Below are 22,535 nucleotides of genomic sequence, written 5' to 3'. Positions count from 1 at the left end.
TTAGTAGAATAATCTCTTTTCAAAACAAAGTAAACATTATATTTAACTCTTATAAACTTTAATGTACCTTTTTAGATATTGGAATATATTTAGTAAAATATGCACCAACTAGCAATAATACAATTGAAAATAACCAAGTAAAAGCACCGCCAAAATGAAACCAATATGCAAACATATTTAAGATTGCAAGTGAAAAGAAGCAAATAGAAGTTACCGCACTTTTCAATCCTTTTATCCCAGACTTTTTTCTCTTTTGATAAGCAATATACATCGCAATGACAAGAAAAAAGATAAGAACAAATGGTAACATAACCTTTAGTATTGATAATCCCTCCAGTATAAATGCACTCTTTACATCACCATCTTATCCCATTTATCTTTTAGGTATCAATTCATTCTTATCTTCCTTCCAAAAGTCAGTATAAGTTTTATTTTTAAAGTTCACGTTCACCTCAGAAAACGGCATACTTCCTCCAACTTTCAATGAATACCAGTCGTTTAAAAGTGGTGATCCGAAACAAATCTTCATTGTACGATCATGTAAATCGAATAATACAGAATGTAAAGTTCCAAACCATTCTTCATAGTTATGCACAGTAAGTCCAGCAGGATATTCTTCTTCTACTAACTTTTTTAAAGACTCTATGCTTACTTGTTCACATCTATTTAAATGCTCATGTAAAAGGTAATATCTCTTTGTTGATTGTTCTAATTTCCTATTATTTAATTTCTGAATTGATGAACTAACTGCATGGTTTGTTGATACAATAAAAGCTTGTTTTTCATCATCAATCGTTATTGTGGATTTATGACCGTCAAATATTTCAATATATGCTGCATTTAAAGGATCAGCTATTATTAAATTAATATTACTAGCAATTGGGATTTCTTCTATTAGTAACTTAGCTTCCTGCACATTTTTACATTTCTCCAACAACAATCGAATTACCGCAAAACATTGTAAACCACTCACCATTTGCTTTCTTAAACCTGCAATATTTCCTACTGGTTGACCACATGCTGAAAATGTAACAGCTAATCCATGCTCGTTTATCCCTTCCGTTCGGCCAAAATATTGAGTAGAAAAGCCACTATGTGCATACGCACCTTCAACATGAGTTGAACAAAAACGCATATCATCTATTACTGGTGACAAATCATAATTCCTTAATACATATGTGTGCTCTAAATCGGTCTTTTTAGGTAATACTGCACAATGACTACAACCTGCTTTCAATAGTGTTTGATAGTAATACATCATATTTTTTGAAGGAATTTTTAACACTTCACAAAACCCCTCAATTTCTTCATTTATGCCTGGACAATGTTTGTTTAGTATATTTCTCGATTCTGTCCAATGGTTATTAGATATTACATTTTCTTCGTGTATAAATTGCGGGATGAGATACGGATTTTGTTTCACGAATTCCCCTTGTTGCTTTCCAATCTCATAATAACTTCCTTTTAATGATGAAAAATACCCCTTTACTTGATACATCAAACTCCCCCTCACATTGGATATATCCATATCGTACCAAATGGATTTCATTCATCCTTGATGTTTTTTACTATCTTTCTTTAACACCATCCCATTTTAATATCTCCACTAATAATTATTTACTAGACAATTAAAGTTTTGTTAATATTGCTGTAATAGCTTTATTTCAAAATAAAGTAGTTTGGATATCAAATGAGCAAAATACTTTGTTAAACCCACTTATAAGCAATCATCTAATTCATGAAATCAAAAAACTTATTTATCAAAATAAAAGGAGAATTTATGTATGAGTAGTTGCAAACCAATTGATAAATTAACTATTGAGGACCTAAAACAAAACCCCATTTGGGAATGGGGAATAGATGAAGAGGAACACGAAGAACATGACGAAACATGGGTAAAACCAGCGGCAACTACTAATTTTACAGAAGAATTAAACGGTTCAATCGTACTAGGCGAATTATTCTTACATAATGGTGAAAAATTCCCTATGATGTGTGAAATTGATATTGAAGGTGACGAGGCCGTAATTCGTTCTGTTGTTTATTATAAGGAAGCAAAAAATGAGTATATTGCTATAGAAGATATTGTGAAAACGGTCGAAATGCCGTTATCGATTATTATTAATCTTACAATTCATGCAGAATCCAAAACCTTACGCTTCACTGCACATAAAGTAGACATTTATAAAAATTCAATAACGACTAATTTTAATTAAAGTCGGCCGAAATAAAGAAAACAATTATGAAATACAAACTGGGGAGTCATTAACGATTCCCCAGTTTTTTAAACTATATTAAAGTATCCCCTTTTCCACTAAAGTCTCTGCAATTTGAACTGAATTCCAAGCCGCACCTTTTAATAGGTTATCGGAAACAATCCAGAGGTGGAATCCGTTTGGCGTATCAGGATCTTTACGTATTCTTCCGACAAATGTATCTATTTTCCCTTCTGCATATAATGGCATTGGATACAGCTGTTCACTAGGGTTATCCTGCAAAATAACACCTGGTGCATCCATTAGTATTCCCTTGATTTCCGCAACGCTTGCTTCTTTTTCCAGTTCTATATAAACCGATTCTGAATGCCCCGATACAACTGGAACACGTACACAAGTAGCTGCCATTTTCAAGTTTTCATCTTCTAATATTTTCTTCGTTTCTTGAATCATTTTGACTTCTTCAAAAGTAAAATCATTGTCTGTAAATATATCTACTTGAGGCAGTACATTAAATGCTATTGGATAATGTTTTTTATCTTTTTTCACCGGTAATATATCACTCTTCACTTCTTCACCTGCAAGTATAGACTTAGCCTGCTCTCGTAATTCATGAATCGCATGAATGCCAGAACCCGATACAGCTTGATATGTTGAAACGATAATTCTTTCTAAACCAAATGATTTTCGAATCGGCTGAAGTGCTGTTACCATCTGTAATGCTGAACAATTTGGAACTGCAATGATACCTTTATGCTGTTTTAAAGTGTGCGCATTCACTTCCGGAACAACGAGCGGTACATCTTGCACCATTCGGTACTCACTTGTGTTATCAATTACAATCGCACCACTAGAAACTGCATGAGTTACAAATTGTCTAGATACTTCTCCCCCAGCGCTAAAAAAGGCAATATCTACACCTTCAAAACTAGTTGTTTTTGCCTCTTGTATAATTATCTCTCGTCCTTTGAATCTTACTTTCTTACCAGCGGATCGTTTTGACGAAAGCAATGTAACTTCAACTATATTAAACTTCATTTCATTCTCTAACAGTTCAATAATTTTTTGCCCTACCGCACCTGTAGCCCCAACAACAGCTACATGATAGCCCTTTTTGATCATCTTTTCTCCTCCAATATCACCTGAATGAATATTTCTACAATTTCATTTTATACAGAATTTAATCATTTGGAAAATTAAAATACATGATATAATCATTCACAAATCATGATAATAAAAGAGGGATCGCTTATGGAAATGAGACATGTTAAAACATTTTGCGCCATTGTGAAGTATGGTAATTTTTCTAAAGCTGCGCACGCGCTAGGTTATGCGCAATCTACTGTTACAGCACATATGAAAGCTTTAGAGAACGATTTACATATTCCTCTTTTCGATCGGTTAGGGAAAAAAGTGCTACTTACAAAAGCCGGTCATCAATTTCATCCTTATGCATTAGAATTACTTTCAATATATGAAAAAGCGCAAGAAATCCCCCAAAATACAGATTATTTAGAAGGTACATTAAGTATTACATCTAATGAATCATTAGCGGTATACCGATTACCACAATTATTACGTACTTACAAACAGAAAAATCCGAAAGTAAATATCGTACTTGAAACGAACACAAATGAACAAGCATTACAAAAATTACGTGAAGGAGAAACAGACGTTGTCTTCATAATTGGAGAAAGTATAGAACATAATGATTTTATTACGCGTACTTTTAGTAATGAAACATTTGGATGGATTTTACCAGCTTATTCCGCTGCACATACAAATCCATTCCAGTTATTACAGGAAACCCAGTTCATTTTTACAGAACAAAGCTGCGGCTATAGGACAATGGTAGATCGTTTTTTACGTCAAAGCGGAAATATTCCAGCTAAAACATTTGAAACTTCCAATGTTGAAGTCATTAAACAATCCGTCATGTGTGAGTTAGGCATTTCAATTCTTCCTTATATCGTTGTACAGGAAAGTTGTCAAAAAGAACAACTATGTTTTCAGCCTATCGAAACTCCATCCGTTATTCAAAGTCATGTAATCTATCATAAATCCAGATGGATTTCCCCGGTGTTACAGTCGTTTCTTTCCTTACTTGAACGAGATTAAGATATTAAGAAGTACATTTAAAAAGAGTAATTGCCTAATAAGCAATTACTCTCTTACATTAATTAGTATATTATTTATTAGTCTGTCCGCCACCTGCAATTAATTTACTACCTGAATATGTACCTTTGTTCATAAACACTTGATTAATTAATTCTTTTTGCTCAGCTTCCGACATTACTCCTTTTCCTTCTCCTAAATTCCCACTTTGTAATTTCCAAATCTTATTGTGATCCCCATCAACCTTTTCATATTTTCCTTGTTTCCATCGTTCTAAAATTTCTACATATGTACTTCCCTGCACAAGATCATTACTCTTTACAATATCAATTAAGCTTTCAATCCGCTCTTGTGTAATAAAAATATAGCCCCACTTTTGATCAGCTTTCGCTTTTTGATGTGCCATTTCATGTAATGCTGTCTGTATGTTCTCATCTGTCCATTTAAAATTTTTATTAAAACCACTATTTGGCAATGAATAATTGCCATTTTCTAAAAGCTTTGCATCTTCTGCTTTTACGTTACTATCAGCTAATACTTCTACTGCTGGAGCAGCTGGTGATGCCTTTTTCGCAGCTGGTTTACTATTATTTAAATAATGTAGCATACCATATGTTAAACCTACTCCGATTACCGCCATACCAGCTATAACACCTATTATTTTCAAAAATGTTTTCATCTCGCTTGTTTCCTCCCAAATATCTCTGTTCTGACTACCTAATTATTTCTTATATAAAAACTGTTACTTCATTCAAAATATCGCATCCCCTATCATATTATTTATATATACTTCCTCATATTGTATTTCTTTTTCTTTAAAATTGAAAGATTATTCTGTTAAATAATGAAAATATTCTACAAATTTTTCCTTTATATTTATAAAGAAACAAAAAAAACAACGAGCGCGTTCTACAACACTCGTTGTTTTTACTTTATGCACGATTTTCTTCTAACCACTTCGTAATAGCATCTAACCTCGAAACATCAAAACGTCTTTCTTCACACACATTCAAATTTTTTGAGTTTCTCACTATTTCTAATTCATTATTTCTTACACTTTTCGCCTCAATTAATTTACAATACCCATCTGTAACAGTATTTAAATTTTCATAATAACGCTGAAACGATTTTGATATATGTAAATGTTTTTTAAAGTTTCTTCTTCTTTTCGTCTCATCAGATACTTTCCGCTTTCTAAGTTCTTCATCGTTCGTATATAAATAAAAATATTGATCCGGAAAACCAATTTCCCTATTTATCATCTTTTCTTTATAAAAATTTTCTATTAAAGATAATGGCTGATTAAATATATCAAAATGAAAGCACCAATTATAACTAAGTGGTTGATATATATCCCCATCGAGTATTACTAATTCATATTGCTCTGACTTCTGAACAGCTATATTCCAGCGCTCAACTTGTTTTTCAAAATACCATGTTCTATGTTCATTTTTTGGCCTTTCAAATAAAAAATTCACTTCAGGTATTATATAAGCACCATAATTCTTTTCTAATTCACGGCACGTGGTACTTTTACCAACAGCGCTTGCTCCCTCAAATGCTATTATCCCCATAGTTTCCCCCTCTTTCATTAACTAAAATTTCGTTGTTTCGCTTTTCTTCCCCATAACTTTCTCCATAAAACAATTGAAGCGATAGTGAGCATGATTGTTGTAATGATACTACCTTCAATTCCGAACGTGCCTCCATGAAGGAATTCCGATCCAGTTGTTACAGGTTTAAAAAGTGGTGTAGAATACATTGTCATTCCACTAACTGCAAAACCAAATACGTTATATTGTGCCCAATTCCAAATGGAATGCCATGCGCATATCCCCCAAAGACTACTATCTTTCAAAACGTAAAAAGCTGCAAACACACCAACTAATATTATATTCGATATTGAAAGAATTGTAATACCTGGATTTAGTAAATGAAGAAAACCAAATAAAAATGAAGTTACAACAATACCGATCCATATACGGCTTCTAACAGAAAGAACTGGAAATAACCAACCCCGAACAACAATTTCTTCTGTTGCACCTTGTATTAAAAAAGCAACTAAAGATCCCACAATTCCAAGTATAGCGGTTGGTGTAATGTGTTGCATTTGTAGTTGTACATTTCCAGTTAATAAAAGTAGCATGACTGGTATTGAAATGAAAACAAATCCTATTAATGTACCTCTCAAATATTTTCTTATCCATTGATTTCTCCAAAAACCAATGGATGAAAATGATCTTTTCTCTACAAATCTAATCCATAAAAACACAAAAAATATTGCGCCGCCAAACATTAATATCATCTCAATGTCGCTATAAATCGCCTTCATAAAAGTTGTTTCTGCTTTCGGTAAAATCAGCATAAACAACATAAATAATTCACCTAAAGTTAAAAATATAATCGCGAGTATGACAGCAAAAACAGGATGAACTTTTCTTCTTCCTTCTTTTGCTGCTTCAATTATTTTAAATTGTTTATTTTGCAATATTCTATCCTCCTAATTATGGTACTCATCAGCAATATTAAAATAATATTTAGCCTTTTATTTAAACTTATTTTTTCATATAAATGATTTTTGTTTGGAATAAATTCAAATTAGGAATAATATATAAATAAAAGAGGTGCCTTTGTGCCTTTACTATTATCACCCAGATTACTCAGTGGTATTACCAGCACTTGCTATTTCCAACCATTTGTTGTAAGATAGTAATTAAGGTCAATTTAACACTATATTTTCTTTGCATATTATCAAGTATCAATCAGGGACATTTTGTACTCCTTATGGGTTTTTGATAATATGTGAACTTTTATTTTCATTCAAATAAGGCCGATCATATTGTAATTTTTCTACTTTTAGGAGGCATTACCATGACATTAACAGGTAAAGTAAAATGGTTTAACAGCGAAAAAGGTTTCGGTTTCATCGAAGTTGCAGACGGTAACGACGTATTCGTTCACTTCTCAGCTATCACTGGCGACGGTTTCAAGTCTCTTGACGAAGGTCAAGAAGTTAGCTTCGAAGTTGAAGAAGGTAACCGCGGACCTCAAGCTAAAAACGTTGTAAAGCTATAATTCAAACAATAAAAAGGTTGTTACCAGCAAGGTTAACAACCTTTTTAATATATAACTAAAATTTTTTACATAAAAGGAGTGGTTACATGTATCGCAATCGAAAGAACGATGTAGCAGAAGTACCACCAGAACAAACCCCTGTTTGGGAATGTGAATCAGAGGATTGTTTAGGATGGATGAGAAAGAACTTTTCATTTGAAGAAGAGCCTAAATGCCCTTTATGTAAAAGTAGCATGAAAAGCGGAGAACGTTTATTACCTAAATTAGGTTAATTTATAATAAAAAAAACCTCTTTTAATTAAGAGGTTTTTTTTATTATAAATTTATGTTCTCAATATCAGTTCGTACTATAGAATACAATAATGCATCGTGTTGCTTATTTCCTTGATGAATATATCCACGCAATAGACCTTCCTTTTGGAAGCCAATTTTAGATAACATTCTACAAGAAGTATCATTTTCAGGATATGTAATAGCTCCAATTCTAAACAAACCTAAATCTTTAAATCCATAATCAATAATTTCTCGAGCTGCTTCCGAAGCGTAACCATTTCCCCAATAACGAGGATGCAGATCATATCCAATCTCAGATCGTTTACTCCATAATTGTAAATTGTTTAGTCCAATTGTTCCTATTAAAACGTTCGTTTCTTTTAACACAATTCCCCATCGTATTGCCTTTTTCTCAAAGTAATTTTTTGAAAAAGATTCGATCATACGTGAAGCTTGTCCAAACTCCGTAAAAGAATTCATACCGTAATAACACGTCACTTCATCCAATGAAAAGATTTCATATATTTTTTGACAATAAGATTGTTCTATTTCAACTAAACGTAAGCGTTCTGTTTCTAATATAGGAAATGCCATAGGATCACTCCTTTCTCTCTACTCATTCATTATATCAGAAAAAATATGTATAATTAGTAAAGTCCTTATTGTTCCATAAGTCAAACATTTCTAATGGCGCATTCCCTCTTTATTCTATATACACGAATTGGATACCTTCTGATTGCGACTCAAACATGACGCTATAATTTCCATAAATCAAATTTTAAATTATCAAGAACTGTAAAGAATTTGTTCCTTCATTTTTTCCTTCTAAACAACCACCCTAACCCATACATTTATGGTAAAATATAGTTAATCTATTTTACGCTATGGAGGTGTAAAAATCTATGTATATATTCATCGGCTTATCCCTCTTACTCATATTACTTATTTTTTTATTCGCAAAAAAATTCACACCAAACTCATTCATGATGACTAGCTTTAAAGGCAATAGCTTTAAGACATTTTCAATCGGTATTTTAATCGCTGCCATACTCTCACTTTCATATGGAACTTATCATGCAGTAACATATCAACCTAGTTATTTAGATATTAAATTAAAAAATCAAAACTATACTGTTTTCGGTAATGTAGGCGAATTCGGTTATTTCTCCGAAGAATTATTAAAAAAAGATACAGAAGTACAACTATATCTCGTCTCTTGGAAAACAATAAAGTTAAAAAATCCGGTAATACTTATAGAATATCCTTCAGGAAAACAAGAAACATGGAAGCCAAATATCGTATCAATACCGGTAAATAAATTACAAGAAAAACTTGATATAAAAGATATTTATCAACTATCACCGTATTCATTTAAAGAGTCTGGAGAAATAATATTAACAATAAAAGAAAACAATGTAAAAAACAATACAATTTCCATTCAAATAAAATAAATAAAAACTGTTCCTCCATTTTGCTGAAGGGACAGTTTTTATTTATTCTACAGTATTATTTATTTAATGTATCCATTATTTCATTGGCTATATTCTTTCCATTTCCAATACACGCACCAATTCCAACACCATAATATGAGGCACCAGCTAAATATACATTTGGATAAAGATTCGTCATTTTTTCTTGTAATGCTTGAACCGCTTGATTATGTTCTAAATGATATTTCGGCATTAAATCTTTCCAATTTGTAACTTCAACTACTTCTGGTTCACCTTTAATTCCGAGACTCTTTTCAATATCATATAAAGCGACTCGTACTAATTCTTCTTCACTGTAATTCTTGATTGTTTCATATACCGGATTGGTACTCTTATAAAACATTCTAACTAATAATTTTTGTTTACCCGATGTATGTTTCCACTTTCGACTTGTCCATGTACAAGCATCACAATGTAAATCACTGTTTTCCGTTACAATAAACCCCGTACCATCAGCTGGTAGTTGTTCATCTAGTATGTCAAATCCTAAATAAATACTTATAAGAGATGAGTTTTTAAATGTATTAAACTGCTCATTTAACTCATTAGACTGTAATAAAGTTTGTGCAATATCATGTGGAGCTGCTAAAACAACATAATCAGCTTGTATTGTTTCATGATTCGCAAAAGAAATCTCATATCGATCTTCTTGTTTACTTACAGCCGTCGTTATAGCACCTTTTTTTACGACAGTTTCAGTCAGCACTTCTTCTAAGCGATTAATTATCGTAGATAGTCCACCTTTAAATGATACGAATTTTTTATTTCCTGCTGATTGAAATTGTTTTTTATTCTCTTCAAAACCTTTAATAATACTTCCATACTTATTTTTATAATCCAGTAAATACGGTAATGTAGATGCCATTGTAAGCTCATTCAATTTACCAGAATATACGCCTGAAAGCACAGGAGCAATTTGTCTTTCCACTAACTCTTTCCCTAAAAAGCTTTCTAAAAATAAAGCAAGTGATGTATCTTTCGTAAACTCTTTATTTTTCGTTATGAAATCTTTTAAAGCTACGATTTTCCCCTTCGTTGAGACTAGCGTACTGCTAAACAACGACTGGGCGCTCATCGGTATCCCAAATATAGTATCAGAAGGAATCGGATGTAACATGTTTTCAGAATATATGTAAGAAATACCCGTTTCATTATATACCATTTCATCTTCTAAATTTAAATCTTTTACAAGTGGCATAACGTGTTCATTACGAGCAACGATTGAATCCGCCCCTGACTCCATAATGAAATCCTTTTCTTCCACACTATGGATTTTACCACCTAAATACTCTTCTTTCTCAATAAGAATTAAATTTAAATCGATATTATAATCCTTTTTTAATTTTTCTAAATAAAACATAGTAGAAAGTCCCGTTATACCTCCACCGATAACAACAACTGTTTTCATATGTGCTGTGCTCCTAACCGATACAATTAATAATTCCTTTTTATTATAACCAAAAGTCCTTATATTCGACTAGCAAGTTGCGCATTCTGTAAGAAATTAGACAATATATTTTAATATATTGTCTAATTACCTAATAAAAAAGAACTATAACATTTACAAACCCCGTCATAGTTCTCTTTATTTTAAAAACATAAAGTAATTGATTAATTTGTCTAGTTCTTGACTCGATGCCAATACTTTTTCATGTTGAATTCCATAATCCGATACTAAATATAAAAGTTCTTCTTTTTTTATTTCAATTACTTTTTCCAATTTCGCTAGTTCCATGTCGTTTTACATCTCTCCAAAAATAAAATGTATGTATTTCAGTATAGCCTACTTACATAATTAGTAAAAGTAAAATACGCATGTAAAATCTTACATATTTGAAAAAATAATATACTACTAACAAAAAAAGAAACTAGATTAAACATCCTTTTACAGATCATTAACGTTCATTAAGAATGAATAACATAACGGAATTTTTCTAATGTGATATCTTTATAATTTGGAGCTCTCTGTATATGATTAAAATAACTATATGAGAATTTAAATACATGACCAAAATCCCAATCGAATTCACTATAGTCTTTTATCCAAAATATATTTTCAGTTGGTAAAATATTTGCACGTTTAGATTGAATTAAAGGTAATCGATCTATAGGTGAGTGTAAAGTTATTTCCGTATTCAGCTTGAGCTTTTGGCTAGCTCTTAGTACGTATACTAGTTTTAACAGCGGACGTATCCCTCGTTGAAATATATCTATATGTCCTAAATCGTACATTATATTAATTGCGTGGGAGTATGTAAGCAAATGCCCAATTAAATCATGATGTGATTCCGCTCGATAAATACTATTAAATTTCGATAACTCATTTAAAATGAACTGAGATACTTGTGTTGGATTACTCAATTCACTTTGTATCTCCTCTTCAAAACTTAATTGTTTTACTTCTTTCGTCGTATAACCAATCCACGATCTACCTGGAATTGTTTTTCGAAATGATAAAATAAGAGTAGTAATCCCTTCAATTGCTTGATTATCACCCCATTTTTGTAGCTCTTTCATAGCTAATAAACTTAATGACGCATAAATGACGTTATGCCCCACCCAATGAAGCTCATCAATCGTTTGTTCTAAAGATTTTATAATCATATTTTCCGCAATTTTAAAATCTATTTCTTTTTTATCATCAATCATCTCACCAATTTTTTTCTTGTTCAGCATCATCCTTGTTTGCGAATACATATTACGAGCTGTTTCTTCATCAATATTATTATCTTTCATAAAAAAATAACTAGCAATTGCAGCTGCTCCAAAATGTGCATGCCAAATATCATTTGTTTCTTTTTTACATTGAGAAATAATTGAAAGACCGCCTTTCAAAATACTTTTTTCCATTTTCTTTCTCCCCTATTAAAAATCACTATATTTTCATCCTAAAGATGGTGTCAGTACAAATAAAATGTGATTCGATTCATCACTTTTATTCAAAAATCGATGCTTCACATTCGGTGGAATACGTACAACATCGCCTTCTTCTAAAAAATATTCTTTTCCCTCCAATTCCACATACACTTCCCCTTTCATAATAACAGCAATCTCTTCCTTATCTTCATGGGAATAATGGCTTTCTGTTGTGTTTGCTTGTTTATTTAAATCCATCATTAACATTTCAATACGTGCTTTCATAAAATCAGGTGTTAATACATCATATACAATGTGATCATTGTTTTCCCGATATACTTTTTTTCGATCTTTTTTCTTAGAAATGAGCGAATCTGTATCGATATCGTTAATAAAAAGTGTAAACAGCGGTACATTTAATGCTTTTGCAATTAACTCCAAAACATTTAAAGAAGGATTAGCATGTCCTCTTTCAATTTGGCTAATTAGTGATGTACTAATTCCTGCATAATCAGCGAATTCACGAATTGTCATATTATTTTTCTTACGATAACTTAATACTGTTTGTCCAAGCCTATCATGTATCATAGTAAAACTTCCTTTCATCCATCATAATGCATATTTCATTGTCTTTGTGCTGACATACTAAACAAAGGCAAATAATCCTTTCCTATTATCTTCGGGACTTATATACTTACCTTTGTACATTATATCGTATTAAGTTTATTATAATAAACATTCTATCGGAGGGACAAACTTTGAAATCACCTATTCTTTCATATTGCATCTTATTTTTTGGTGTATTCGCCTTATCAACTTCAGCTATTTTTGTAAAATTGGCAGATGCTCCTGCGACAATCATTGCTTTTTACAGATTATTCTTTGCCACACTAATTCTGTTACCGTTATTACTATTTAATAAAAATAGTCGAAATGAGCTAAAAACTTTAACGAAAAAACAATGGGCACTTGGATTCGTATCTGGGCTATTTTTAGCTGCACATTATGTACTATGGTTTGAATCATTACAATATACTTCTGTAGCAAGCTCTACAGTTATCGTAACGTTACAACCTTTGTTCTCAATGATTGGTGGTTATTTTTTATTTAAGGAGAGATTTACGAAAGGAGCGGTTATTGGTTGCCTCATCGCTATTTCAGGTAGTATCATCATTGGCTGGCAAGATTTCCAAATTAGTGGAGAAGCTTTATATGGAGATATTTTAGCACTTATCGCTGCCGGTATCATTACTGCTTATTTTTTCATTAGCCAACACGTTCGTAAAGATTTGTCACTTATACCATATTCGGTAATTAGTTATGGAAGTAGTGCTGGCTTTCTTGGCATATTTGCTTTCACGCAACAAGAATCTTTCATCCATTACTCTACACAAACTTGGTTGTGCTTTATTGGATTAGCTTTCATTGCTACAATTTTAGGACAAACCATTTTTAATTGGTTATTAAAATGGATAAGTGCTACTGTAATTTCAATGAGTATTTTAGGTGAAACAATTGGCACTTGTATACTAGCGTACTTTATATTACATGAGACCATTTCTTTACAACAAGGACTAGGAATTACCGTTATTTTTATTGGTTTAGTATTATTTTTAATACAGCCAAATTCTAATAAAAAAGCATGACAGTATACTGTCATGCTTTTAACTACTAATTATGTACAATTAAACCATCCGGTCTAAAACGACTCATCATAATTTCATTAATAAACTTTCCGTGAGCTTTCAAATTCCCTATCTTTACTCCCTCTTCTACAAATCCAAATTTTTCATATAAAGCTTTTGCTTTTGGATTCGTTTCTAACACACCTAGTTCTACTCTCTCTAACATTAACCAATTATCAGCCAAATCAAGCATCTTCGTAAGAAGTGCTTTCCCAATTCCTTTATTATGATATTCACTATCAACCCCAATGAATAAATCGCCTGAATGAGATCTTCGTCCCGGACTTTGTGTTAAACCTACAAACCCAACAATTTCTCCATCATATTCTGCAACAAATTCAAATTGATTTGGTGCTAAATTTCGAATTCTATTTTCCATAGCTTCTACACGCATGCTAGGTAAGAAAACCATATACGGTAAAACGTCATCCTGTATACATATACGATGAATTGCTCTAGCATCTTGTATTTCTACTGCTCTAACGTTGATCTCCATCTTTCTCTCCTCCATATAAATAACAATATATTTGTGTGTATTCTAGAAACGTTCATGAATGACCTTCTCGTCCGTATTTCTTTATGTCATTTTTACATAATTATTTCGATATAATACTTAATTTCCAAAAAGATTAAAGACTATATATATATGGTTAACTTTTCACTTTATTATATAAATTAAGCAAATTTTCAATTGGAATACCATTTAGTTTCATGCCGACTATATCACAATTTTCTATTTCAATATTTTTCAGATTACTATTACTTATGGTGCTACCTTCCAAATCACATTTATCGAATAAAATAGGTTTCTTCTCATCTCCGAGACTTGTATTTTTAAATTGCACTCCACCTAAAGTCACCAAATTAAATTTACTACCAGAAAGATTTAAATCTGCATATGATGACCATCTAAAATTTATATTTCTAAACTTGGATTGACTTACATTACAATTACTCATATTCATATTCATTATATTGCTACCAACAAATGAACTGTTTTTTAAATTCACTTGATAATACTCTGTATTTGCTAAATTACAGTTTTCGTATTGACTATTTTTCATATCTTTATTTGTAACTACACTCGCTTTGTTTGAGCTTGTTTTTATTCTTTTCACGTAACAATACTCATCTTCCGATTCAAAAATCATTTGGTAACCCATCTTTTTATAAAAGTGATGATTGTTAATTTGTCTACTAGATGTTTCGAGATCCCAAATCTTTATGTTCGGATATTCCTTTTCTATTAATTTCATAACATGTGATCCAATTCCTTTTCCTTGATAAACAGGATCTACAAAAATACGATCAATTCGACCGTACGACTTACCAGAAATCGTAACTATTATCCCTCCGATTATTTCTTTATCCATTACAACTTTGAAAGAATCCAATTCTTCAATGGAATATTCCATCATTTCAACTGAAGAATATCCTGGCGGTTGAATGTTATAATCAATGACATCATCTTGGCCATATAGCCATTGTTTTGCTTCTGCATCAAATGTTCTTTTCATTATTTCTGTTAATTTCTCAGCATCTAAAATTGTAACTTTTTCTATAGATATTTTCGTCATTTTCGTTTTCCCCTTCATTATTACAAACCAACCATTTTTGTGAATGGCATAATTATCAATTCACTTTTGTTTTTAATGCTTTTCCCATTATTACATATGGAACATCATTTTTACTTGGATGAAATGGTTCTAATACATTTACTCAATCTAATCTTTCATATAACGAACGTGCTTTTTCATTGTTTATTTGTGTTGTTAAAACACTCGTTCTATTTGGAATCCCTTCTAGTAATTCATTATGTAATTTCGTTCCAAGACCTTCATTTTGATATTGTGGATGGACTGCTAACTCTACAAATTCAAAACAATCTTGTAACCATTCGTCTACTTGTTCTAGATGTAACGCTTCTCTCATTAATTGGTTATAGTACTGTCCCTCGATTGAGCGATAACCATAGGTAAAACCAACTACTTCATTTTCATCATTTATTGCTACTATCCCTTTAAAACCTGTATATTCTATATGCCTGTTCATTCGCTCGATCATTTCATTGAAATTTGTTTTCTCAAATACTTTACAATACAATTTTGCCATATTCTCAATTAGGATCTCATCTTTTTCAATGCTTATGAATTTCACTTTATTACCCCCTATTAAAACATTTATATCATTAAATTTTTAAAAACAAAGAAAATTAACACTAATCACCCTCTTTACTATTAAACTACAAATCACCCTATATTTTCCACGATTACTTAGTATTAATGAATAATAAAAAGAGACCATGTAATATAAACATGTTCTCTTCTTTTATTCATTTTCAATTTTATCCCGCTATTTGCCGGGCAGTAAGACCCCCACCTCAAAATTCAGCGAAAGCAAAGAAGTTAGGTGGGGGTCGGGCTAATAATCAGCGGGGGCTGACACCCCACTGATTAAAGTTTCACTTTATATAATTAAAAATTAGATATTACTTAAGCCAATCGTTGCAAGTATTACTTAACTGCTGTAAATCTTCTATAAATTTACTCGCATCATATCCATCACAAACCGAATGATGTACTTGCAATGAAACTGGTAGCATAACCTTGTTTCCTTCGTTAAAATATTTCCCACAAGTTATAATTGGCAATAGAAAATTTTCATCATTATTAATATTAAGATTAAATCCAGTAAAACTAGTCCAAGGTATGCTAGAAATCGGAAATACATTAGGCGGAATATTTTCTTTCATGAAAAAACCATGAACACTAGCATAGCATCTCATATCGTCTTCATAATTTTTATAGAAAGTGCGGAAATCACCTGAATAATCCGTCCATATACTTGAAAAAGACTTATCATCTTTATGAAAGATTGTATAACTCGGTATCATTTCCTCCCAATAGCCTAAAACTCCTTCATCGTTAAAACATGTTCGAAATTTTTTATGATTATTTACTACTCTAGAAATTAAATATATAAAAACGGGATAAAATTTTATTCCCTTTTGATATACTTCCTCTAATAACATCGTGATATCAACATTCACAGTCATACTAAATGTACATTTCAACTTAAAATAATGCTCAAAATACCGCTCTCTATTCCAATCTTCTCTATCAATTACATGAAACTTCATTCTAATAGCCTCCTAAAATTTTCTTTTTATTTTAGAAGGCTAATTCCCTTGCTCTTACCATACTTGTTCACTCCTAACAGTTTACAACTCACCCTAATTATTCATTTAATTATATAACATATGTAAGAATCAATTCACATATTTCTGGAAATCCATTCACATACTATAGATAAATCAAATGAAATTTGGAGGATACATACATGAATAACAAAAATATGAATAAAAAAGAAAATGTTACTGAAAACACTACATCTATTCAAAATAATAATACTGCAAATCTTACTATCGAAGAACAAGCAATGAACGGCTTATACGGGATGCCCGAAACAACAATTGAAGATGCTGATCACGCTGCAGCTGATGATTTGACTTCAAAAAATTAATTAACTACATTGAAAAAAGCCAAGGAAAATATCCTTGGCTTTTTTAACTATGCATCCACCTTTTGTATTTCTTCACTCTTTCTTGAAAGTTTACCTGGCCAAAAAGCAAATCGGCCTAAAACTACTGTAATCGCGGGTACAAGTAACGGTCTTACGATAAACGTATCTAATAATACTCCAATTGCAGTTACAATACCAAATTGAACTAATACTTGAATTGGAAGTGTACCTAACACTGCAAAAGTTCCTGCTAAAATTAAACCTGCCGATGTAATAACACTACCTGTTTGTATTACACCATTTTTTACTGCATCCAAGTGATTTTGTGTCTTTCTGTTTTTCCATATTTCTGAAACCATAAAGATATTATAATCTTCACCTAAAGCAACTAAAAATACGAATGCGTACAATGGTATCGCACCTTGAATGGCCGGCGCTCCCATACCGTAATGAAGTAATATCCATCCTGCTCCTAACGCTGAGAAGAATGATAAGACAACAGTTACAATTAAATAAACCATTGCAACAACCGATCGTAAATAGACAAGTAATAGTAACGCGATAATGCTAATCATTACTGGAATAATTACTGATTCATCACGTTCAGTAATTTGCTTTGTATCATATAATGAAGCTGTTTCTCCACCAATCCACAATTGCTCTTCAGCATTACTAATCCCAGCATCTTTTAATACTTTTTCCACACGGTTTTTCAATTTAGGAATTTGATCTAATGCTTCAATTGCGTATGGATTTTCCGCTAAAGAAACTTCATACATTTGTATTTGCTTATTTTCTTTTCCCTCTTTTGGCTCTTTCACTGTATTTACGAAAGAAAATTTCTCTAGTTCTTGTTTAATAGGAAGCTCTTTGCCTTTCGTATCAACAACAACTTTTATTGGTGCTAGTTCACCAGCTGAGAAATGATCACTAATTAACGTAAACCCTTCACGAGAAGGCATATCCTTTGGAAACGACTCTAATAAGTCATATGTGTATTGAATACGTGGTACGAATGAAGCCAATCCGCCTAATACAAATACAGTTAGCATAATTATTGTCCATGGTCTTCGTACTACAATATCTCCAAGTTTTTTACTAAAGGAGCCTTTTGATTTTTTAACTTTTACAGCCCTCTTTTTCTTTCTTGCAAACTCCTCATTCATTGAAGTTGTTCTCGGTATAAACGGGAAAAATGCAATTCTACCGAAAATTAATAATAGTGCTGGTAAAATTGTTAAAGCCGCGATTCCCATTATAAATACAGCAACACTAAATGGTACTGCAAATCGATGAAAGGCACCATAATGAGCAAGTAGTAATGTTCCTAATCCAAGTACAACAGTTAACGCACTCATTATTATTGCACCGCCAGATGCTTTAATCGCAAGTTGCAGCGCTTTATATTTACTTTCTTCTTCTAACAAGTACTCTCTATATCTCGAAATTAAAAATAGACAATAGTCCGTTCCAGCGCCAAACAATAATACTGTCATAATTGATATCGCTTGGGCATCTACTTTAATCCATCCGTGATCAGCTAAAAAACCGAGTGTAGGACTAATAATACCGTATGCAAAGCCAACAACAAGTATAGGTAAAATCGCTAAAATTGGTGAACGATACAGTAAAATTAACAAAACTAACACTAGTAGTACAGTAGCCACTAACAATTTCACATCTGCTTGACTAAATAAACTAACTGCATCTGTTTGAATACCTACAGGTCCTGATAATCGAACATGTAAACCAGATTCACTTATTTTTTGTTTAAATGGATCTTCATCCACCTTACTATTCACTATTTTTCTAAACTCTTCAAGATTTCCTTTTAATATATCCGTACCAGCAGATTTATTAAAAAATACCGGTGTAACAAATGATGTACCATCTTTTGACGCACTTTTTGATAATACTTGTTCCGGGATTGTATCAAATGGTGGTAACGTTGATTGTTCCTTTAAAGGACTAGCTTTTAACTCTTTATAAACGTCTTGTATGAGTTTATAATCCTGCGACTGTAATCCACCATCTCTATACCATACTACTAATAAAGGATTCCCTGCATTATTCGGAAACTCTTTTTTCATAAGTGCTTCCGCTTGCTGCGACATAGCTGTTTCGGGTAAATTTTTCGGGTTCGGTTCTTTCGTACTATTTACTTGTGGTAACGTAAATGAAAGTAATAATGTAATAAGAATCCATACCGATAAAGTGATCCATTGCGTATTTTTACCTGCTACAAGCCTCCCTAACATATGTAACGGGTGCTTTTTCATAAAAAACCCACCTTCCTTTTTTCCTCCACTATTAATTATATATACTGGTCGGTTAATTAATCAAGAATGAATAAAAATTATGTTATAATTATCTAAACAATACATGTCAGGAGCGAATGGATTTGGAACAAAAACAACGCACTCTTGGAAGGCCTCGTCAAAATAAAAATACAAAATCTACAAAAGAAACCATTTTAGAAGTTGCAACTCGGTTATTTCTTACTCAAAATTATCAAGTCGTTTCTATGGAGGAAGTAGCAAAAGTTTGTGGTGTTACGAAAGCAACTGTCTACTATTACTATTCAACAAAAGCCGATTTATTTACCGCTACTATGATCGAAATGATGGTACGTATACGTGAGAATATGTCTCAAATACTCTCTACAAACAAAACTTTAGAAGAAAGATTATTAGACTTCGCTAAAGTTTACTTACACGCAACGATGGATATTGATATGAAAAATTTTATGAAAGATGCAAAACTGTCGTTATCTGAAGAACAATTGAAACAATTAAAAAATGCTGAAGATAATATGTATGAAGTACTAGAAAAAGCACTCGATAATGCTATGCACATCGGAGAAATTCCGAAAGGAAACGCTAAATTTGCGGCTCATGCTTTCGTATCTTTATTATCTATTGGGAATTTTAAAGATGAAAATCACAATCCTATTCTTGCAAATATAGATAAATTAGCACAAGAAATCGTTTCTTTTTATTGGAACGGATTAGGTCATTCATATTAAACAGATTTCCTTTAATAAAAAAGCATGTTTGAATTTTTTTCAAACATGTTTTTTTATAATTTAGCATCCATTATCTAAAAATTATTATCTTCGACTTTTATAAATTTTGAAGTTGAATCTTTATATTCCCCTTACTTAATCCCCCATGGTAACAAACTACAGATTCAATATCTAGATTTAAATACTTCTTCAAAGACTGCTGTGCTTCCTTAATATTTATAGTTGTTGGGGCGTGAATTCCTCCTAACATCCCATTCACACTATACATAGAGTCTCCTGCAACAAGAATTTTACTTTGTTTCAAATATAAACTAATATGACCCGGGGTATGCCCTGGAGTATGAAGAATTAGTATTCCACCGCAATACGGAAGTTCTTGCCCGTCAATCATAGTATCACTCACTTTTCCTTTTGGTCGGTTCTCTACATTTCCGTCCTTCAATAAAGGTAAATCCCCCTCGATATATGGCTTATCTAGTTCGTGCGCATAAACTTTAATATTACTTCGACAGCGCTGCAACAACTCCGGAAGACTACCTATATGATCAATATCCTGATGCGTCAAAATCACGACTTTTAACTTATCAAATGATACCCCAACCTTTTCCATCTCTACTTGTATATCTTCAATTTGTCCTGGGAAACCCGTATCTATTAATACTGCCATTTCATCATCCCATAAAAGAATTGGATGAATAACAAATTCTTGAAATTCAACTTGTAACATTTCTATCCCTTTAGCAATCTCCATACAGCCACTCTCCTTTATGTTGAAGTTTGAAAATATGTACGAGTAAACTGAAAATATAAAGTGAAACTTTAATCAGTGGGGGTTTTACTGCCCGGCAAATAGCGGAATAAAGCACCTCTATCTTATAATATGTTTTGTCATACCAATAGAGAATGCCTCAAACCCTATAGATTCATAGTAAGATTGCAATTTTTCTACACACATAAGTTGTGGAATAACCTTGTTTTGTTCACAGTGCTGGATTAATCGTTTCACTATTTCTTTTCCGATGCCACTAGACTGATATTTTGGCAATACACCAACTCCACAAATAATGCCTGTTATGACTCCATCTGATATGACACGCCCCATCCCTACTAACCTCTTATCATCAAAAACATAAATTGCATACCAACTTTGCTTACACATTCGTTCTAACTCGTTAACCGTTAATTTAAGAGAATTCCATTCTAAAGATTCGTATAAGGATAATAATCCATTAAAATCTGTAGGTTGTTCACTTGTGTAGCGTATACTATTTTCCATGTAAATACTCCCTATTCTCTGGCTTGTTTATATTTCATAAAATTCCCATTACACAAATCTGATCGATGTAAAAATAACTAGAACAAACTTCAATAAGAAAGATAGAATTCCTTCTCAACATAAAATAAAAAGAAGTTATCTCACTTAAGATAACTTCTTTTATATAAGACTCTCATTATATTATCAACCAAAAAATATACAACTGCATACGATTAGCACAAACAAAACTAATAAACCATTTGAGAAATAACCCATTGAAAACTACCCCTTTATTAAATTATGTAAAAGATTTTATCATAAAATCTTTTACAACTTAATAACTGAAAAAGACATTGTATTCATTAGTTATATATGTTTAGTAATATTTTATATTCGGTTATATTCTCGTTCCCTAAAACCACTTCTCGCACCTCCATAATTCATTCCACATAAATTCAAAAAAACAGTTATTAGTAAACGTTCATTTACTATAAAGAGTAATTTCAATTGATTTATAGTAAATTTAGTAATAAAATAATAACTAAATTCATAAAGGAATCAAAAACAATGAACCAAAACGAATTATTAAACGAATACATGAATTTATTATTAAATATGTCAGGTACTTTTAAATTACTATCGGAGAAATCCTCAGAATTTACACATTTAGAACAACACGTAGTAGAGTATATCGCCCAGCAAAAGGTGCCTGTAAACTTAAAAATGATTGCTAGTTATTTAAACATCCCTAAACAACAATTAAGTGTAACAGTGCGTAACTTAGAACAAAACGGATACATCATAAAAAAGCAAGATTTGGTAGACAAAAGAGCTATATTAATCTCTCTGACAGAAAAAGCTGAAAAAGTACATTATGAGAGATGGAAACAAATATATAATAATTTCACAGTAAACCTCGAAAAGTTATCTGAAGAAGATAGGCGGGATTTAACTTATGGACTATATAAAACAAATACAATGCTCTCAAAAATGTTAAATAACGACTAAATATATTGTTTATTA

General features: G+C 31.8%; 26 protein-coding genes and 1 pseudogene. 9 read left to right on the top strand and 18 right to left on the bottom strand.

Features of this window, described 5'->3' with window-relative positions; translation table 11 throughout:
* Nucleotides 1-58: 58 nt before the first annotated feature.
* Both MHH55_RS06095 and MHH55_RS06090 read right to left on the bottom strand, forming a co-directional pair.
* On the bottom strand, nt 59-310 hold the full coding sequence (locus tag MHH55_RS06095; protein WP_000936604.1) for a hypothetical protein: 252 nt from the start codon (nt 308-310) through the stop codon (nt 59-61).
* A 63-nt stretch (nt 311-373) separates the two neighbouring features.
* Nucleotides 374-1,498, bottom strand: a complete 1,125-nt coding sequence (locus MHH55_RS06090; RefSeq protein ID WP_078187108.1) for a C45 family autoproteolytic acyltransferase/hydolase — start codon at nt 1,496-1,498, stop codon at nt 374-376.
* A gap of 286 nt (nt 1,499-1,784) precedes the next feature.
* Between MHH55_RS06090 and MHH55_RS06085 the strand changes: the two genes are divergently transcribed.
* The gene (locus MHH55_RS06085; RefSeq protein ID WP_078187109.1) at nt 1,785-2,216 is read left to right on the top strand and encodes a hypothetical protein; all 432 of its coding nucleotides are present in this window, start codon (nt 1,785-1,787) and stop codon (nt 2,214-2,216) included.
* A 78-nt stretch (nt 2,217-2,294) separates the two neighbouring features.
* On the opposite strand, the gene MHH55_RS06080 is transcribed toward MHH55_RS06085, so the two are convergent.
* Complete coding sequence (locus tag MHH55_RS06080; RefSeq protein ID WP_000591715.1) at nt 2,295-3,338, bottom strand: aspartate-semialdehyde dehydrogenase; 1,044 nt, start codon at nt 3,336-3,338, stop codon at nt 2,295-2,297.
* A gap of 129 nt (nt 3,339-3,467) precedes the next feature.
* On the opposite strand from MHH55_RS06080, the gene MHH55_RS06075 reads away from it, so the two are divergent.
* Nucleotides 3,468-4,334 (top strand): LysR family transcriptional regulator, encoded by an 867-nt coding sequence (locus tag MHH55_RS06075; RefSeq protein WP_000425898.1) that lies wholly within the window; start codon nt 3,468-3,470, stop codon nt 4,332-4,334.
* A 70-nt stretch (nt 4,335-4,404) separates the two neighbouring features.
* On the opposite strand, the gene MHH55_RS06070 is transcribed toward MHH55_RS06075, so the two are convergent.
* The 3 genes from MHH55_RS06070 to MHH55_RS06060 form a co-directional block, all read right to left on the bottom strand.
* The gene (locus MHH55_RS06070) at nt 4,405-5,010 is read right to left on the bottom strand and encodes a PRK06770 family protein (RefSeq protein WP_000846982.1); all 606 of its coding nucleotides are present in this window, start codon (nt 5,008-5,010) and stop codon (nt 4,405-4,407) included.
* A gap of 253 nt (nt 5,011-5,263) precedes the next feature.
* Nucleotides 5,264-5,923 (bottom strand): AAA family ATPase, encoded by a 660-nt coding sequence (locus MHH55_RS06065; RefSeq protein ID WP_139362481.1) that lies wholly within the window; start codon nt 5,921-5,923, stop codon nt 5,264-5,266.
* A complete protein-coding gene (locus MHH55_RS06060; RefSeq protein WP_048519261.1) occupies nt 5,923-6,819 on the bottom strand; it encodes a CPBP family intramembrane glutamic endopeptidase in 897 nt (298 codons plus the stop codon). The genes MHH55_RS06065 and MHH55_RS06060 overlap by 1 nt, the downstream gene beginning before the upstream one ends.
* A 383-nt stretch (nt 6,820-7,202) precedes the next feature.
* Between MHH55_RS06060 and cspD the strand changes: the two genes are divergently transcribed.
* Complete coding sequence (gene cspD / locus MHH55_RS06055; RefSeq protein WP_000176366.1) at nt 7,203-7,406, top strand: cold-shock protein CspD; 204 nt, start codon at nt 7,203-7,205, stop codon at nt 7,404-7,406.
* A gap of 86 nt (nt 7,407-7,492) precedes the next feature.
* Nucleotides 7,493-7,678, top strand: a complete 186-nt coding sequence (locus tag MHH55_RS06050) for a cold-shock protein (RefSeq protein WP_000286203.1) — start codon at nt 7,493-7,495, stop codon at nt 7,676-7,678.
* Between the two features lie 43 nt (nt 7,679-7,721).
* Here the strand turns inward: MHH55_RS06050 and MHH55_RS06045 are convergent, their stop codons facing one another.
* A complete protein-coding gene (locus MHH55_RS06045) occupies nt 7,722-8,273 on the bottom strand; it encodes a GNAT family N-acetyltransferase (RefSeq protein ID WP_000885397.1) in 552 nt (183 codons plus the stop codon).
* Nucleotides 8,274-8,581: 308 nt separating this feature from the next.
* Between MHH55_RS06045 and MHH55_RS06040 the strand changes: the two genes are divergently transcribed.
* The gene (locus tag MHH55_RS06040) at nt 8,582-9,130 is read left to right on the top strand and encodes a hypothetical protein (protein WP_000275241.1); all 549 of its coding nucleotides are present in this window, start codon (nt 8,582-8,584) and stop codon (nt 9,128-9,130) included.
* Nucleotides 9,131-9,185: 55 nt separating this feature from the next.
* On the opposite strand, the gene MHH55_RS06035 is transcribed toward MHH55_RS06040, so the two are convergent.
* The 4 genes from MHH55_RS06035 to MHH55_RS06020 all read right to left on the bottom strand — a co-directional run bounded on the left by MHH55_RS06035 (nt 9,186) and on the right by MHH55_RS06020 (nt 12,613).
* The gene (locus MHH55_RS06035) at nt 9,186-10,577 is read right to left on the bottom strand and encodes a protoporphyrinogen oxidase (RefSeq protein WP_000860347.1); all 1,392 of its coding nucleotides are present in this window, start codon (nt 10,575-10,577) and stop codon (nt 9,186-9,188) included.
* Between the two features lie 177 nt (nt 10,578-10,754).
* Nucleotides 10,755-10,904 (bottom strand): aspartyl-phosphate phosphatase Spo0E family protein, encoded by a 150-nt coding sequence (locus MHH55_RS06030; RefSeq protein ID WP_340880475.1) that lies wholly within the window; start codon nt 10,902-10,904, stop codon nt 10,755-10,757.
* 170 nt (nt 10,905-11,074) lie between these two features.
* Nucleotides 11,075-12,019 (bottom strand): hypothetical protein, encoded by a 945-nt coding sequence (locus MHH55_RS06025; protein WP_000415694.1) that lies wholly within the window; start codon nt 12,017-12,019, stop codon nt 11,075-11,077.
* Between the two features lie 33 nt (nt 12,020-12,052).
* Nucleotides 12,053-12,613: a helix-turn-helix domain-containing protein gene (locus MHH55_RS06020; protein ID WP_000581029.1), complete on the bottom strand. Its 561-nt coding sequence runs from the start codon at nt 12,611-12,613 to the stop codon at nt 12,053-12,055.
* Between the two features lie 170 nt (nt 12,614-12,783).
* On the opposite strand from MHH55_RS06020, the gene MHH55_RS06015 reads away from it, so the two are divergent.
* Nucleotides 12,784-13,671, top strand: coding sequence for a DMT family transporter (locus MHH55_RS06015; RefSeq protein ID WP_000841797.1), 888 nt, complete (start codon nt 12,784-12,786; stop codon nt 13,669-13,671).
* 25 nt (nt 13,672-13,696) lie between these two features.
* Here MHH55_RS06015 and MHH55_RS06010 read toward each other — a convergent pair whose 3' ends face one another.
* The 4 genes and pseudogenes from MHH55_RS06010 to catA all read right to left on the bottom strand — a co-directional run bounded on the left by MHH55_RS06010 (nt 13,697) and on the right by catA (nt 16,849).
* Nucleotides 13,697-14,206, bottom strand: coding sequence for a GNAT family N-acetyltransferase (locus MHH55_RS06010; protein WP_000405225.1), 510 nt, complete (start codon nt 14,204-14,206; stop codon nt 13,697-13,699).
* Nucleotides 14,207-14,360: 154 nt separating this feature from the next.
* Nucleotides 14,361-15,305, bottom strand: a complete 945-nt coding sequence (locus MHH55_RS06005) for a GNAT family N-acetyltransferase (protein WP_002197749.1) — start codon at nt 15,303-15,305, stop codon at nt 14,361-14,363.
* A 37-nt stretch (nt 15,306-15,342) separates the two neighbouring features.
* Nucleotides 15,343-15,867, bottom strand: a pseudogene (locus MHH55_RS06000) (GNAT family N-acetyltransferase).
* 331 nt (nt 15,868-16,198) lie between these two features.
* Nucleotides 16,199-16,849, bottom strand: a complete 651-nt coding sequence (gene catA / locus MHH55_RS05995) for a type A chloramphenicol O-acetyltransferase (RefSeq protein ID WP_069358048.1) — start codon at nt 16,847-16,849, stop codon at nt 16,199-16,201.
* A 200-nt stretch (nt 16,850-17,049) separates the two neighbouring features.
* On the opposite strand from catA, the gene MHH55_RS05990 reads away from it, so the two are divergent.
* Nucleotides 17,050-17,232, top strand: a complete 183-nt coding sequence (locus MHH55_RS05990) for a DUF4021 domain-containing protein (protein ID WP_001060657.1) — start codon at nt 17,050-17,052, stop codon at nt 17,230-17,232.
* A gap of 47 nt (nt 17,233-17,279) precedes the next feature.
* Here MHH55_RS05990 and MHH55_RS05985 read toward each other — a convergent pair whose 3' ends face one another.
* Nucleotides 17,280-19,511 carry an MMPL family transporter gene (locus MHH55_RS05985; protein WP_069358047.1) on the bottom strand — a complete coding sequence of 744 codons (2,232 nt, stop codon included), beginning with the start codon at nt 19,509-19,511 and terminating at the stop codon, nt 17,280-17,282.
* 122 nt (nt 19,512-19,633) lie between these two features.
* Here MHH55_RS05985 and MHH55_RS05980 point away from each other — a divergent pair, with 122 nt between their 5' ends.
* A complete protein-coding gene (locus MHH55_RS05980; protein WP_000436047.1) occupies nt 19,634-20,257 on the top strand; it encodes a TetR/AcrR family transcriptional regulator in 624 nt (207 codons plus the stop codon).
* Nucleotides 20,258-20,354: 97 nt separating this feature from the next.
* On the opposite strand, the gene MHH55_RS05975 is transcribed toward MHH55_RS05980, so the two are convergent.
* Together MHH55_RS05975 and MHH55_RS05970 are read right to left on the bottom strand one after the other, a co-directional pair.
* On the bottom strand, nt 20,355-21,008 hold the full coding sequence (locus MHH55_RS05975; RefSeq protein WP_078187601.1) for an MBL fold metallo-hydrolase: 654 nt from the start codon (nt 21,006-21,008) through the stop codon (nt 20,355-20,357).
* Nucleotides 21,009-21,125: 117 nt separating this feature from the next.
* Complete coding sequence (locus tag MHH55_RS05970) at nt 21,126-21,533, bottom strand: GNAT family N-acetyltransferase (protein ID WP_017657653.1); 408 nt, start codon at nt 21,531-21,533, stop codon at nt 21,126-21,128.
* A 546-nt stretch (nt 21,534-22,079) separates the two neighbouring features.
* Here MHH55_RS05970 and MHH55_RS05965 point away from each other — a divergent pair.
* Nucleotides 22,080-22,520 carry a MarR family winged helix-turn-helix transcriptional regulator gene (locus MHH55_RS05965; protein ID WP_048538740.1) on the top strand — a complete coding sequence of 147 codons (441 nt, stop codon included), beginning with the start codon at nt 22,080-22,082 and terminating at the stop codon, nt 22,518-22,520.
* Nucleotides 22,521-22,535 lie beyond the last annotated feature (15 nt).

It is taken from the genome of Bacillus sp. FSL K6-2944 (genome assembly GCF_038005385.1).
In the GTDB taxonomy this organism is placed as follows: Bacteria; Bacillota; Bacilli; order Bacillales; family Bacillaceae_G; genus Bacillus_A; species Bacillus_A cereus.
The sequence above is the reverse complement of the archived record's forward strand: the minus strand, read 5'-3'. Positions and strand labels throughout refer to the sequence as shown.